A 12639-nucleotide genomic window follows, 5' to 3' on the forward strand; every position below is an offset into this window, starting at 1 on the left:
GGCCTTCGCGGCGGCGGGGTGCCGGCCGAGGCCAGGGACGGTTCCGAACCCTCTCCGGATGCCTGACCTCGGTCCCGTGGAGGGCGCGGTCCTGTCGGAGCCGTCCCATCGAGGCGCCCGGCTCTCAGGAGGTGCGGTCGCAAGCCGCGCCGGACAGGGACGGTCACGCGGCGGGGCACGACCGGCGGATGCCGAAGCCGGGGGCCGTCTGAGTACGATCGCCCACGCCGGTCTGAGTACGACGACGGTTGCCCGCCGCGGGCGGTGTCGTCAAGGTGGCGGCATGCGTCGATCACTGCTGCTCGTTCCGCTGCTGCTGTTCGCCGTCGGCTGGGGGGTGGTGCAGTTCTCCGAGGACGAGGGGACGGCCGTCACCCGGGAGGTGGCCAGGAAAGCGGGGCAGCGACTGTCCGGTCAGCGTCCGCGCACGGCGCAGGAGGTCGGACGCTCCGCCTCCCTCATCGACGGAGTCGAGGTACTGCGGGTGACGGGCACCTCGACACACGACGGGGACGGCATCGACGTGGTCGTCCGCACCTCCGGCTTCGTGTACGAGGGGTTGGTCTTCCCCGAGCAGCACGTGGTGCGGCACTGCTTCACGGTGCGGGTGTCACCCACGTCGGAGTGGGACGAAGACCCCCGTGAGGTGGACTGCCCGGACGGCCCGGCACTGGCCTTCCCCCCACCACCCGAACCGCCCCGGCTGCCGTACGACGAGCTCCGCGCGAAACTTCCCCGCGTGCCCGAGGGAGGCCGGGTGGACGAGGCCGAGGTGCGCCGTGCGCTCGCGGCCCTGGACATGGATCCGGCGATCCGTACCGAGGTGAAGGCGGAAGGCGGCCGGGTCGGCGTCCTCCTGCTGGTCCCGGGCAACGGCTTCGACGCGCAGGACTGCCTGCTCGCCCGCGTGGATCCCGGCGCCACCGAGGTGTGGGTGCCGCCCCGGATGCACCGGATGCCCGGGGAGGGCGGCTGCTCCGTCGCCAACGCCCTGGACCCGAAACCGTCACCGCACTGAATGCCTGACCCCACTGGGGGGATCCGCCTCCTCGGTAGCGTGGTGGTCCACGGCATGGAGCGACCATGCGCCGCCGGCCCGTACGAGGGCTTCCGGCAGAGAGCGAATGAGGCTGCGATGAGTGAACTGACGAAGCCCGGGATCGTCCTTCCGGAGGGTGCCGCTCCCACCGAGTTGACCGTCCGCGACCTCGTCGTCGGAGACGGGCTGGAAGCGAAGCCGGGCAGGGTGGTCCGGGTTCACTACGTCGGGGTCGTCTTCGAGTCGGGAAAGGAGTTCGACGCCTCCTGGGACCGCGACCAACCGTTCAAGTTCGCCCTGGGCGGCGGCAGGGTCATCAAGGGCTGGGACCGCGGGATCAGGGGGATGAAGGTCGGAGGCCGGCGCGAGATCATCGTTCCCCCGCGCCTCGGCTACGGCAACCAGTCGCCCTCGCCGTCGATCCCGGCGGGTTCGACGCTCGTCTTCGTGGTGGACCTGCTCTCGGTCGCGGTCTGAGGCGCACCGTCGCCCGGCCCGTACGAAGACCGCAGGAACCGACGCGGCGCGGACCGCGAGCCGACGCCTCCGGCTCCTCCTCCACGGCCGGTTCTCCACATCCCTCGCACCGGGTCGCCACCATTGTGAAGAGGGCCGCTTCCACCACGGGCCCGGGGCGCTTCGCGGCCGATCGTGCCGAGTCGGCCGAGGACCGGGGTGGCCGGATCGCCCGCCGGACTTCGCCGACGGGGTGAATCAGCCGTAGGGTGCGGGGCGTGGACATGCGAACGATCATCGAGGACCTGGCGGAGGAAGCCGAACGGCAGATCCGCGACCAGACGTGGATTGTCACTCTCGCCGACAGTGACGTCGCCGCGAAGGCCGCCGCCGACCTGCACGCCGCCATCGGTCCTTCACAAACCCAGGAGGAGCTGCCCACCGTCGAGCGGCTGGCGCACTTGCGGGAAGCACTCGCCGTCCTGGCCATCGCCCTCGCCCACGTCCACGGACGCCTGGCCTGGTTCCTCGGCGCGGCCACCACGGCGCTCACGCCGATCCTCCACTGGCGCGCCCTCCCCGCCGAAGGCGGCTTCACCTTCGGTGCCTTCACCCCGACCCTCCAGCAGTACGCGGAAGCCGAAGAAGCGGTCCGACGGCTCCAGCGCACCCTCACGGGCATCACGGTCGCCTAGGACTCGTCCGGCCGACCGCGGCGGTGGACCGGTGGGGCGGGGTGCCCGGGTGGGCATCCTCGTGACGTTCTTCGCGGCGCCGGCGAAAGCCGACGCCGGCGCCCCGTCGGCCCGTGCCTCCGGGGCCTGTCTTCCGGATCAGGCCCCGCTCCCCGATCCGGCCCGATCCGAAGGACAGGTCCTAGTCCCCCTCGGCGTCGCCCCTCCGTCCGAGCGGGCGGCGCTGTTCCTCGCGGCCCAGGCCCGGGGACTGGCGTTTGGCGCTCATGCCGCCCTCGTCGTCCGCCGTGTCGCCCCTGCGGCTCCGTTCCGCCTCCTCGGCCTCCCGGCGCGCCTCCGCGTCGCCGCTTTCGCCGACGGCTTCGGAGGGGGTGGTCCGGGGCGGCGTGTCCGCGGGCAGCGTGCGTCGGCGCTCGTGGTGGCCCATGTGGTCTCCTCCTGTCTCGTGCGCTGTCTCGTGCGGGCCGCCTCGCGCGGAGGGGCCCGCATGGGGAGCGGCTGCCCCTTGGTGTCACGGTGAAACACCGCGCACGGGGGCCAGTACGAAGGTGTGACCGGCCGGATCCATATAGCGGCGCGCATCGGTGCGCCGGTCCGTCCGGGTGCCGTTCTGCTCGGCGGTCACCGGGCGCGCGCCCAGGGAGACCGCTTCGCGCTCGGCCTCGTCGAGCGCGTCGGGAGCCACGACGATCCACAGGTGGGCCTGCTGGGAGTCGTCGGGCCGGGGCCAGCTCGGCGGCGCGTGGCCGGGGTCGCGGTGGATGCCCAGGACGATTCCGGCGGAGCCGGAGATCAGCAGGAGGTCGGGGTCTCCACCGCTCGGCTCGACGGTGGCGTCGAGCAGCTCGGCGTAGAAGCGGGCGAGGGGTTCGGGATCGGTGCTGTCGAGGACGAGGACGCCGGTCTTGGAAACGGTCATGGTCTGCGTGTGCCCGCTCACGCCCTTTGCAGACAAGGGGAGTTGTCCTCCGGTCGCCATCGAGGCGTGGCCTCTGTCCGCGATTCCCCTCCGCTCGGGGTCCCGGTGCGCACCAGTGCGGCCGGTGGGGCGGATCTCGACGCCGGGGGACTCTCCCCCTTGCGACACGGCTGAAGCGCGTCGGGGTTCCGGGTCCCTCGGGACGCCGCCGTCATGACCGTTCCTCACCTCGGCCCGGTGGTCGCCGCCACGATCTCGGCCCGTCGCACCCTGGCCCAGGCGTAGTCCGGGTCCATGGCGAGCGCCCGGTCCAGGTCCGCGAGCGCCAGACCGCTCCGGCCCAGGGCGTGCTGTGCGAGGGCGCGGCTGCCGAGGGCCCAGGTGTAACCGGGGTCGAGCTCCAGGGCGCGATCGTACTGGGCGACGGCCTCCACGTACCGTCCCCGTTCCCGCAGCGTCTCGCCCCGCTCGCCCACCAGCCACGGATCGTTCGGGGACAGGTCCTGCGCCCGGTCCAGGTCCACCAGCCCGCCGGCGGCGTCGCCCAGCGCGCGCCGGAGCCGCGAGCGCCGCACCAGGGCCCACACGTAGTCCGGTTCCAGCGACAGCGCCCGGTCGAGATCGGTCAGCGCCTCCCGGGGACGACCGAGCCGACGCAGCACGTCCGCGCGGCTCGCCAGGGCCCAGGTCGTCGCGGGGGCGATGCCGAGGGCCCGGTCGAAGTCCGCCAGGGCCTCGTCCAGCCGGCCCGCCACCCGGTGTGTCTCTCCCCGTTGCCCCAGGGCCCGCTCCCCGTCGGATGCCAGGTCGCAAGCCCGGTCGTGGTCCTCGAGCGCCCTGTCGAAGGCCCCCAGGTCGCGATGGGTCACCGCCCGCCCCGTGTACGGCCGGGGAGCGTCCGGCGTCAGCGCGATCGCCTGGTCGAAGTCGGCGAAGGCCTCCGTGTACTCCCTGCGCCGACGGTGCGCCTCCCCCCGGACCGACAGCGCCCCGGTCCGCTCGGAGTCGGTGAGTCCGGCCTGGCCGAGGAGCATGCCGAGCACCGCGATCGTGCCGCGCTCCTCGTCCCGCAGCGCGCCGAGCAGCCCCCTCCCCCACTCGCGCAGCACCGCCGCGTCGCCGTCCTCCCCCGCCGCCGCGACGGTGCCCGCCCAGCGGCGGGCCACCTCGGGTCCCTCGTCGCAGGCGTCGATGCCGTCGCGCAGGACGGCGGGCAGTGCCTCGCGCGGGTTGGCGCACAGCAAGTGGTACGCCTCCTCCAGGCGCGCCGCCCGCCAGCCCTCCTCGGACCAGCGCAGGTGCCGGGTGAGTCCCCGGCCCTCGGCCTCCCGGCGGCCCGTGTAGCACCGCGCGAGCCGTTCGTGCGCTACCCGCCAGCGGCCGGCGGACGTGGTCCGCTGCAGTCGCAGCATCGGAGCCCGTACGACGTCGTGGTACCGCGCCCGGCCGCCGAGGGCGTCCACGAACGGCAGGGCCCGCAGCCAGCCGAAGAGGTCCGCACCGGCCTCGTCGGCCACCGCCCGGAAGACGTCCTCGTCCAGGCGGCGCGGCAGTGCCCCGGCAAGGGCCGCCGCCCGGCGCACCGGATCGCTCTCCCACTTCAGGAACCGCTCGACCGCCGTCGTGCTCGGGTCGTCGACGGCGCCGGCCTGCGCGGCGCTCTCCGCCAGGGTGGACACCAGGACGGGCAGGCCCCGGGAGAGCCGCAGCACGTCCCGCACCACGGACTCGGCCAGCACTCCGCGACCGCTCAGGAAGCTGCGGGTCTCCGACTCGGAGAACGGGGCCAGCGGAAGGTCGACGACGAGGTCGGCCCAGTCGGCCCAGTACGCCGGATCGAGGGAGCGCTGGCCGGCGAGGGTCACGACGACGTTGCCGGGCAGCGCCCCGTAACGCTCGCCCGCCAGCAGGTCGCACAGCCAGCGGTCCAGGAACGGCGCGGTCCGTTCGTACGTGTCGAGGAAGAGCGCCACCCAGGGGACCTCTGCCGCGATCCGGTCCACCTCCGCCACGAACACCGGGGTGAGGACCGACAGCGGATCGAGCACGAGCTGGACGTCGTCATGGCTGCGCAGCCGGGCGCTGAGCACGGTGCGCAGCCGGTCGGCGCCCTCCGCGATCTGGCCGGGGTCGAGCGCGCCCGCCAACGTCCCGACGACCGGCAGCATGCCCAGACCGGTGAGCGCCGCCTGGGCGGTGGCGCGCGCGGCCGGGGACGGCGCGCCCTGCCCTGCCGGGTCGCCGCCGGGGGCGCCGAGGGCGGACTCGGCCTCGTGCCGGCGCTGTCGGTAGGTGTGGAGCAGTCGGTCGACCGCCTTCAACGGGTGCCCGAGCTCGCCGGACCGGGCGCTGACCGCCGCCATGACCTCCACGGCGCCGCCCACCGAGTCGTCGACGCGCGCGGTCACCGCGCCGTGCTCGCCGGCGATCCGTTCCAGCTCACGGACCAGGGAGGACTTGCCGATGCCGGCGTTGCCCCGGACGTGGAAGAGGAAGCGGTACGCCGGGTCCTCGGTCCCCAGGGCGAAGTTCCGGCGGTACGCGTCGAGTTCGGCTCCGCGTCCCAGGAATTCGGCGCGCCTGCGTCGCTGGATCAGCTCGCGCATCGACGGTCTCAGGGCGTTCGGGGCAGCGGTCATGCGGCTCAGTCTGGCAGCACCGGCGGCGGTCACGGCAGGGGACCGCCCGACGTGCGGGGCGCCCGCGCGGCTCCTGCGGGACCTCCCGGTGCGGTGCCGTCGGGGAGCGGGACGGCGTCCGGCGTCCGGCGTCCGGCGTCCGGCGTCCGGGCGATGGTGGGGGTCAGCAGGTGGGAGGGGGCGCGTCCTGCGGTTGGCGACTGTTCGCCACCTCTCCCGCATGACGAATGATGTGCCGTCCGTGCGCCATAGATTCCCTCTGAGTGCCAGTCGGTGCTCACCTCACAAGGCAGGAGTGCTCATGCATGTTCGTCAGCGCGTCGCGGGGACCGTTGCCGCTCTCGCTCTCGCGGCGAGTGGTCTGCTGGCCGTCGCGCCCGCGGCCTCCGCGTCCGCGTCCGCCCCGGCGGCCCTCAGTTGTTCCGCCCGTCTGATCACCGGCAGCGGTGGACACCGGGGAGCCGAGATCAGGTGCACCGGGTCATCCTTCACCGGGGTCGTCGACTGCAAGCGCACCGACAACGGCTACGTGTACCGGCACTTCGGCAACCGCGTGCCGTCCGGTGGCACGTCGACCGTCTGGTGCGACCTGAACGCCACCGTCGTCCAGGCCTACGGGACACCCAGCTGACCCGGACGTCCTGAGCGCGGGACCGCCGGCCATGGCCGACGGCCGAGACCAGTCGGCCGTGGCCGGACGTGCCTGACCGGACGGGCGTGGCCGGTGAGGAGGAGTGCGGCTGAAGCGTCCGCGGTGCCGTCGTCGGGCCCGGCAGCCGTACGCGGCGGCCGCCTCCTCCGGTCCCTCCGGACCGCCGTACGTGCGCGGCACCCGGCCGCCCGGAAAAGGCGCGGTGAGCTGGAAGTGCGCCCCGCCGGGCCCGTGCTCCTCGGGCCGGCCGTCGCACTCGGAGTCGTCGCCGTCCTCCTCCGCCCGGGTCGCGACACGGTGGTACCACCAGGAACGGGTCGGCTCCGTCACCCGTTCCAGTGGGAGGTCGAGCAGGAGGGCGTGATGGGGCCGGTCTCCAACTCGCCCAGGACCGGGCTCCGTTCGAGGAACAGCGCGATGGCGAGCCGGTCCAGGGCGGCCGGCCGCCCGCGCATGCGGGCCGCGATCCGGGTCGCCCCCCTCGTCCGGCCGGTCCAGCAGCCTCAGGCCCGGCTCGCACGTGCCGCAGGACGAGCCGACCCGGTACAGCGGCTTACGGTCGAACGTCGGCGGCCGGTCCCGGCGCGGCCAGGAGGAACCGGGCGACGGCGGGTCGAAGGCGGCCCGGATCCGGCCCGCGCCCCCGTCGACGGAGAACCGGACCCGTGCCTCGGAGTCGACGACGGGACCCCCACCACGACGGGTGCGCGTGCGGTGCGGCCGCGCGGGGTGTTGGGGTCCGACAGAAGGGCGCCGAGGCGCGGCGCGAAGGACAGGTCGCCGGAGAGCCCCATGGCGTCCACGAGTTCGGGCGCGGGCGGGTGGCCGGCGCGAACGGCCTCCGCATCGGATGCCGGAGCGTCGTCCGCGTAGGTGCGCAGCACGTCGGCCGACAGCCGCGGCCGACGCGCCACGGCGGTCCGCAGCAGGTCCCTGCGGTCGTCGGCGGGGAGCGCGGCCCCGGCGAACAGGCGCGGCAGCACCGCGTCGCCCGGCGCGCCGAGGACGCCGAGGAATTGGGTGAGGTGCCTGCCGAAGGCGGCCCTGTCCGTGTCCGACCGGTACGGCGCCTCGGGCGCCTCGGCGAGGCGGTCCGGCCGGTCGGTCCTCAGCGCGTGCGGTGCGTGCCCCGGGTCGTCGGCGCGCAGGGCTGCGCGGAGACGTACCCGGACGGCGTCGTGTTCCCCATGCGGGCAGTACCGGCCACGGGCGGGCGCAACGGCGTCGAGGAGGAAGAGACCGGCGGCCGACGGGGAACGTGCTCGACGGGACCCGTCAGATCGCGCACAGGCCGGGGAGGAGGGTGACTCCCGCAGGCCCGTGATCCGCGTGGACCGAAGCGGCGGTCCCCTCGTCCTGCCGCCGCCTCAGAGGAGGTCCCGGCGGTCGTCCTCGGTCACCGTCGGGGCGACCGGAGGAACGACCATCCTGCGGCGGCGCAGGATGCTCGTGTACACGGCCGTGCCGATGATGCCGACCGCCATGCAGATCAGCCCCACCAGGTCGAGGTTGACCCCGTCCATCTGCCAGTCGGTCGCGAACGTGAGGATGGCTCCCACGCCTATCAGGATGATGCAGATTCCCAGACCCACGGTTCCTCCCTTGTCGGATCGAACGGGTTCCGGGTACCCCGCCCCACCGATCTCATCCCCGGCCGGCGGCGGCGGTCGCCGCCGGGTCCGTCGGCGCCACGGCGACGGTGTGTGTTTGCCCGGCGGGCCGCCGGTGAGGCGAGAAGGAGTAAAGGATTCCATTCATCGACTGGGGAGCCATGGAAAGCTTTGTTCGACTGGCGATCGTCCTCAGCGGCTCGACGCTGGCGGCCCTGACCGTCGGCCGGGCGGCGGACCTCCTCGCGCGGTACGCGGACGCGCGTCGCCCCGACACCCCTCTCTGGGGGCTGTTGAGGCGCTGTCGCACGCCGTTGTACGTCGTCCTGCTGTGCGCCGTGTTCCGGTGGTCGTACCGGGCCACGGACTGGCCTCCTCTCCTGGCGCACGCCGAAGCGCTCGACCACTTCCTCCTGTTGTGTCTGATCGGTGGCGGCGCCTGGCTGACGGTCCGCTTCGTCTCGGCCGTCGTCGAGTCCTCGTACGCGCGCTACGCCGGACGCACGCGCAACGCGGCACGGCTGCGCCGCGTCCGTACACAGGTCACGCTGCTCACCCGGGTGGTGGCGGTGGCCATAGGCGTGATCGCCGCGGCCTTCGCGCTCGTCACCTTCCCCTCCTTCCGGGGGCTCGGCACGTCGCTGCTCGCCTCGGCCGGGATCATCGGCATCGTGGCCGGCGTCGCGGCGCAGTCCACCCTCGGGAACCTCTTCGCCGGCTTCCAGATCGCCTTCGGCGACATGGTCCGCATCGGCGACACGGTGGTCGTCGACGGGGAGTGGGGCACCGTGGAGGAGGTGACCCTCACCTTCCTCACCGTCCGGACCTGGGACGAACGCCGGGTCACCCTGCCCGTCTCGTACTTCACCTCCCGCCCCTTCGAGAACTGGTCGCGCGGCGGCAACGAGCTGACCGGGACGGTGTTCCTCTACTGCGACCACTCCACGCCCATCCCGCTGATGCGCACCCACTTCCGGGAGTTCCTCGACCTCTGCCCCGGCTGGGACGGCCGGGGCTGGGACCTCTCCGTCACCGACACCTCTCCGACGGGCATCACCGTGCGCGCCCTCGTGACCGCCAAGGACGCCGACGACCTGTGGACGACCCGCTGCGCCGTCCGGGAGGAGCTCGTCGCCTGGCTCACGCGGGAACACCCCGCCGCCCTCCCCCGCATCGTCACCGCCCCGGCGGCCGACGCGGCGCGGTCCTGAGGTGCGGACACCAGCCGCTCGGGGTGTTCGACGCGCCGTGCCCGGTCGGCGGATCTACGGTGGCGTCATGAGCGACCCGGAGAAGAACAAGGCCACGGCCAAGGCGTTCTACGACCTGATGTTCAACCGGTGCCGTCCCGCCGAGGCCGTCGACCGGTACGTCGGCGCCACCTACGTGCAGCACAACCCGCACGTGGGCGACGGCAAGCAGGCCTTCATCGACTACTTCGAGCGCATGGCCGCCGAGTACCCGGGCAAACGCGTCGAGTACAAGCGCGCCTTCGCCGAGGGCGACCACGTCGTGCTGCACTGCCACCAGGTCTGGCCCGACGAGGAGTACGCGGGCATCGACATCTTCCGCTTCGACGCCGACGGCAGGATCGTCGAGCACTGGGACGTCCTCCAGGTCGTCCCGCCCGCCTCCGAGAACGACAACACCATGTTCTAGCGACGCTTCGGGCGAGGGCGTCACGCGTCGGTGGCGAACGCCGGAGCCCTGTCGGGCGCGGCACTGGGCGGTGCCATCGCCCTGTGCCGCTCCTCATGGCCCCGGACACCCGCGCTCCATGAGCGATGTGACGCCCGTCACGGAGCATGATGGCACGTCTCGGTGCCGAGCGGTGTCCAGAGGGCGTGACGCCGCCCGCACGGTACGGCCGGCCTCGGGACGGGTGCCGCGGATGAGCGGCTGCGCCGCCGGGCCGCTCGGGGCGCGGGCGGCCGGCACCGTGGTGAGCCGTGCCGCGGGGGCCGGGCCGGTGCGGTGGGCGCCGCGGATGCCGAACGGCGGCGCGTCGAGCGGGATCCGCACGACGGCGCCCAGCAGCGTCTGGTGTCGCCGCTCGTCCCCTGTACGGCTCCGGCCCCCCGGTCGTCACCGCGGGTCAGGTGGCCGTGGGCCAGGTGCGCAGCAGGGCGGCGATCCTCCCTGCGGTGCAGGTGGGATCGAGGAGCAGGTCCTTCAGGGCGATGGCGTCCTGGCGGGCCGGCTTGACGGGGACCCCGGCGGCCGCGAGGTACATGACGCCGGTCGCGGCGGCGACGGCCAGGTTGGAGCGCTCCAGCCAGCGGCACCGGCCCAGGGTGTGGATCAGGGCGGCGGCCTTGGCATAGGGGCCGTCGTACACCGGCTGTTCGAGCACCTCGGCCCGGTGGCGGGCGACGGCCGACACCGGGACGCCGTAGTCGTCGGGGGCCGGGTCGTCCGCTCCGGCGGCCTCCGCGACCTGCAGGATCCAGGGGACGTCGATGTGCAGTTCCATCAGGCCGCGCGCGTTTCCCGGGGCGCCCGCTGGGCCTGCTCGGCCTCGTCGAAGACCGCCTGGTGTTCGGCCAGGAAGCGGGCGGCCGCCTCCACCGCGCGGGCGCGCAGGCCGCTGGCATCGTCCTGCACGAGCCGGGCGAGGTAGTCCCCCACGCTCAGCCCCAGGTCGGCGGCGCGCTTCTTCGCGAGTTCCGCCACGTCCTCGTCCACGCGTGCGCCCAGCTGTGTCTTCGCCATACCCGCATGGTAACAGTCGTTACCATGCGGGCCAAGGGGCCGGGGCCCTTCGATGCGACCGCCAGGGGCCCGGCAGGTACGGCCGGTGTTCGTGGAGGACCCGCCGGGAGTCGTACCGCAGGGCCCGGCGGGTCTCCCCGGCACGGGTGACGACCTCGATGGAGCCTCCGGTGGCGTCGCCCTTGGGGGCAGCGAGCCCGAGGAGGGCGTCGTCCCGGCCCGAGGGCGCACCTCCGGTCGGCTCGCCCCGGCGTCGGTGTGCGTGCCACTCGTTCCGGTGATGTGTGCGACCCGCGCGGAGGGGAGCGGGGAGCCGTACGGCGTCGACGGCGCCGAGCGCATTCCGCGGATCTCATACGCTGGGAGTGATCGACGACCTACGTGCCGGGCCGAGTTGCCTCGTCACCGCCGTGCGGAAGGTCTGACCGAACACTCAGGGGCGGCGGGGGGTCAGGGGCTCCTCCTTGTCGCGGTTCGAAAGGAATCTCCATGAATCTGCCTGCATCGGGCAGGCGCGTCCTCGTCAGCGGCGCGTCGCGTGGTCTCGGGCGCGCGGTGGCCCAGGCGTTCGCGGCCAACGGCGACCGGGTGGCCGTCCACTTCGGCTCGCGTGCCGAGGAGGCGCGCGTGAGTCTGGAGTCCCTCACCGGGACGGGTCACGTGCTGGTCGGCGGCGACCTCGCGAACCCGGCCCAGGCGGCTGCCGTGATGGACATGGCGACGGAGGGCCTCGGCGGGATCGACGTGTTGGTGAACAACGCGGCGGTGAACATCCGTCACCCCCTGGCGGAGACCCCGTACGAGGAGTGGGTGGCGGTGTGGCGGCAACACGTGGAGGTCAACCTGCTCGCCACCGCGAACCTGAGTCATCTCGCCGCCCGGCTCATGATCGAGCAGGGCACGGGAGGCCGGATCGTGAACATCGGCTCCCGCGGCGCCTTCCGGGGCGAGCCCGACCATCCGGCGTACGGGGCGACGAAGGCCGCCGTGCACGCGCTGGGCCAGTCGCTCGCGGTCTCGCTCGCCCCGTACGGCATCGCCGTCGCCTCGGTCGCCCCCGGCTTCTTCGCGACCGAACGCGTCGCGTCGCGCCTGGAAGGGCCCGAGGGCGAGTCGATCCGGAAGCAGAGCCCGTTCGGCAGGGTGGGGTCGGTCGAGGAGATCGCGGCGGCGGTGCTCTGGCTCTCCTCTCCCGCCGCCGCATGGTCCTCCGGCACGATCCTCGACATCAACGGCGCTTCTCATCTGCGGAGTTGAAGGACACGCACGAGGGCGGTCCCGCCTCCTCCGGCTCGTGCCGCCGCCGTTCCGCAGCAACGGAGCAGCGGGCCGGCGGGGGCGCGCCGGCCGGAGCGGCGACGTGCGCACCGGTCAGGGGCCCGGCGCGTGGCGGACGACCAGGAGGGCGACGACGTCGCCGACGGCGAGGGCGGTGGCGCCGTCCGTCAGGGTGAACGCGTCGTACCAGTCGCCGCCCACCTGGGAGGCGTCCGGCGCGGACAGGTGGCGGGCGGTCATGGTGCGGGCCGGGGTGTACGGCAGTTTCGGCAGCAGGTGGCGCCGCATGGTCTCGGCGACCTTGCGCTGTCGCTGGTGGAGGGGGGGCGTTCTCCAGGGCGAAGCCGGCGCGGCGGGCGATGTCCTCCAGGAGGGCGGTGTCGGTCGCGGTGAACGGCCGCGGCCGGTCGGCGCGGCCGAGGGTGAGGGCGCCCGGCACCCCGTGCGGGCCGCGGAGGGGGGCCATGGTCGCCGAGTGCATGCCGGTCGCCTCGAACAGGCGCCGCTGCTCGACCGCGATGCCGGAGTCCGGTGGTCCCTGGCAGGTCTCGGGGCCCTGCCTCCCCGGACACCGGGCATGTCCTTCACCGGCCCACAACAGCTGAACCCGCCGCCGGTCCCCGTCACCGGCACGGGGCC

14 protein-coding genes and 1 pseudogene are annotated in these 12639 nt (G+C 73.8%); 7 read left to right on the top strand and 8 right to left on the bottom strand.

The annotated features are described in order from the left end of the window. The first annotated feature begins 283 nt into the window (after window positions 1–283). The 3 genes from IE180_RS27555 (at window position 284) to IE180_RS27565 (ending at window position 2190) form a co-directional block, all read left to right on the top strand. Window positions 284–1018 carry a translation initiation factor IF-2 gene (locus tag IE180_RS27555; protein ID WP_190159661.1) on the top strand — a complete coding sequence of 245 codons (735 nt, stop codon included), beginning with the start codon at window positions 284–286 and terminating at the stop codon, window positions 1016–1018. Window positions 1019–1135: 117 nt separating this feature from the next. Beyond that, the gene (locus IE180_RS27560) at window positions 1136–1516 is read left to right on the top strand and encodes an FKBP-type peptidyl-prolyl cis-trans isomerase (protein ID WP_190159662.1); all 381 of its coding nucleotides are present in this window, start codon (window positions 1136–1138) and stop codon (window positions 1514–1516) included. Between the two features lie 263 nt (window positions 1517–1779). Next, window positions 1780–2190 (top strand): hypothetical protein, encoded by a 411-nt coding sequence (locus IE180_RS27565; RefSeq protein ID WP_229860977.1) that lies wholly within the window; start codon window positions 1780–1782, stop codon window positions 2188–2190. A 181-nt stretch (window positions 2191–2371) separates the two neighbouring features. Here the strand turns inward: IE180_RS27565 and IE180_RS27570 are convergent, their stop codons facing one another. The 3 genes from IE180_RS27570 to IE180_RS27580 all read right to left on the bottom strand — a co-directional run bounded on the left by IE180_RS27570 (window position 2372) and on the right by IE180_RS27580 (window position 5748). Further along, a complete protein-coding gene (locus tag IE180_RS27570; RefSeq protein ID WP_190159664.1) occupies window positions 2372–2617 on the bottom strand; it encodes a hypothetical protein in 246 nt (81 codons plus the stop codon). 84 nt (window positions 2618–2701) lie between these two features. After that, a complete protein-coding gene (locus IE180_RS27575) occupies window positions 2702–3109 on the bottom strand; it encodes a VOC family protein (protein ID WP_190159665.1) in 408 nt (135 codons plus the stop codon). Between the two features lie 224 nt (window positions 3110–3333). Then, complete coding sequence (locus IE180_RS27580; protein ID WP_229860959.1) at window positions 3334–5748, bottom strand: tetratricopeptide repeat protein; 2415 nt, start codon at window positions 5746–5748, stop codon at window positions 3334–3336. 301 nt (window positions 5749–6049) lie between these two features. Between IE180_RS27580 and IE180_RS27585 the strand changes: the two genes are divergently transcribed. Further along, window positions 6050–6379, top strand: a complete 330-nt coding sequence (locus tag IE180_RS27585) for a hypothetical protein (RefSeq protein WP_190159666.1) — start codon at window positions 6050–6052, stop codon at window positions 6377–6379. A gap of 347 nt (window positions 6380–6726) precedes the next feature. Here the strand turns inward: IE180_RS27585 and IE180_RS37260 are convergent, their stop codons facing one another. Together IE180_RS37260 and IE180_RS27590 are read right to left on the bottom strand one after the other, a co-directional pair. Then, window positions 6727–6855, bottom strand: coding sequence for a hypothetical protein (locus tag IE180_RS37260; protein WP_268255495.1), 129 nt, complete (start codon window positions 6853–6855; stop codon window positions 6727–6729). A gap of 912 nt (window positions 6856–7767) precedes the next feature. Next, window positions 7768–7992 carry a DUF6458 family protein gene (locus IE180_RS27590; protein WP_123457893.1) on the bottom strand — a complete coding sequence of 75 codons (225 nt, stop codon included), beginning with the start codon at window positions 7990–7992 and terminating at the stop codon, window positions 7768–7770. A 179-nt stretch (window positions 7993–8171) separates the two neighbouring features. On the opposite strand from IE180_RS27590, the gene IE180_RS27595 reads away from it, so the two are divergent. After that, window positions 8172–9221 (top strand): mechanosensitive ion channel family protein, encoded by a 1050-nt coding sequence (locus IE180_RS27595; protein ID WP_190159667.1) that lies wholly within the window; start codon window positions 8172–8174, stop codon window positions 9219–9221. A 67-nt stretch (window positions 9222–9288) separates the two neighbouring features. Continuing rightward, window positions 9289–9669, top strand: coding sequence for a nuclear transport factor 2 family protein (locus IE180_RS27600; protein ID WP_190159668.1), 381 nt, complete (start codon window positions 9289–9291; stop codon window positions 9667–9669). Window positions 9670–10105: 436 nt separating this feature from the next. On the opposite strand, the gene IE180_RS27605 is transcribed toward IE180_RS27600, so the two are convergent. After that, the gene (locus IE180_RS27605; protein ID WP_190159669.1) at window positions 10106–10483 is read right to left on the bottom strand and encodes a fic family toxin-antitoxin system, toxin component; all 378 of its coding nucleotides are present in this window, start codon (window positions 10481–10483) and stop codon (window positions 10106–10108) included. After that, on the bottom strand, window positions 10483–10722 hold the full coding sequence (locus IE180_RS27610) for a hypothetical protein (protein ID WP_190159670.1): 240 nt from the start codon (window positions 10720–10722) through the stop codon (window positions 10483–10485). Before IE180_RS27610 ends, IE180_RS27605 begins: the two co-directional genes overlap by 1 nt. 489 nt (window positions 10723–11211) lie before the next feature. Between IE180_RS27610 and IE180_RS27615 the strand changes: the two genes are divergently transcribed. Next, on the top strand, window positions 11212–11979 hold the full coding sequence (locus IE180_RS27615) for an SDR family NAD(P)-dependent oxidoreductase (RefSeq protein ID WP_190159671.1): 768 nt from the start codon (window positions 11212–11214) through the stop codon (window positions 11977–11979). A gap of 150 nt (window positions 11980–12129) precedes the next feature. On the opposite strand, the pseudogene IE180_RS27620 reads toward IE180_RS27615, so the two are convergent. Next, window positions 12130–12556: pseudogene (locus IE180_RS27620) on the bottom strand (GAF domain-containing protein); the annotation flags it as partial. Window positions 12557–12639: the final 83 nt, after the last annotated feature.

This window comes from Streptomyces litmocidini, assembly GCF_014649755.1.
Classification (GTDB): domain Bacteria; phylum Actinomycetota; class Actinomycetes; order Streptomycetales; family Streptomycetaceae; genus Streptomyces; species Streptomyces litmocidini.

Bases quoted from the DNA above. Each gene is read 5' to 3' on its own strand.
- IE180_RS27555 (WP_190159661.1), top strand. From the start codon at position 284: ATGCGTCGATCACTGCTGCTCGTTCCGCTGCTGCTGTTCGCCGTCGGC.
- IE180_RS27600 (WP_190159668.1), top strand. From the start codon at position 9,289: ATGAGCGACCCGGAGAAGAACAAGGCCACGGCCAAGGCGTTCTACGAC.
- IE180_RS27565 (WP_229860977.1), top strand. From the start codon at position 1,780: ATGCGAACGATCATCGAGGACCTGGCGGAGGAAGCCGAACGGCAGATC.
- IE180_RS27575 (WP_190159665.1), bottom strand. From the start codon at position 3,109: ATGACCGTTTCCAAGACCGGCGTCCTCGTCCTCGACAGCACCGATCCC.
- IE180_RS27610 (WP_190159670.1), bottom strand. From the start codon at position 10,722: ATGGCGAAGACACAGCTGGGCGCACGCGTGGACGAGGACGTGGCGGAA.
- IE180_RS27605 (WP_190159669.1), bottom strand. From the start codon at position 10,483: ATGGAACTGCACATCGACGTCCCCTGGATCCTGCAGGTCGCGGAGGCC.
- IE180_RS37260 (WP_268255495.1), bottom strand. From the start codon at position 6,855: ATGCGCGGGCGGCCGGCCGCCCTGGACCGGCTCGCCATCGCGCTGTTC.
- IE180_RS27580 (WP_229860959.1), bottom strand. From the start codon at position 5,748: ATGACCGCTGCCCCGAACGCCCTGAGACCGTCGATGCGCGAGCTGATC.
- IE180_RS27570 (WP_190159664.1), bottom strand. From the start codon at position 2,617: ATGGGCCACCACGAGCGCCGACGCACGCTGCCCGCGGACACGCCGCCC.
- IE180_RS27585 (WP_190159666.1), top strand. From the start codon at position 6,050: ATGCATGTTCGTCAGCGCGTCGCGGGGACCGTTGCCGCTCTCGCTCTC.
- IE180_RS27595 (WP_190159667.1), top strand. From the start codon at position 8,172: ATGGAAAGCTTTGTTCGACTGGCGATCGTCCTCAGCGGCTCGACGCTG.
- IE180_RS27560 (WP_190159662.1), top strand. From the start codon at position 1,136: ATGAGTGAACTGACGAAGCCCGGGATCGTCCTTCCGGAGGGTGCCGCT.
- IE180_RS27615 (WP_190159671.1), top strand. From the start codon at position 11,212: ATGAATCTGCCTGCATCGGGCAGGCGCGTCCTCGTCAGCGGCGCGTCG.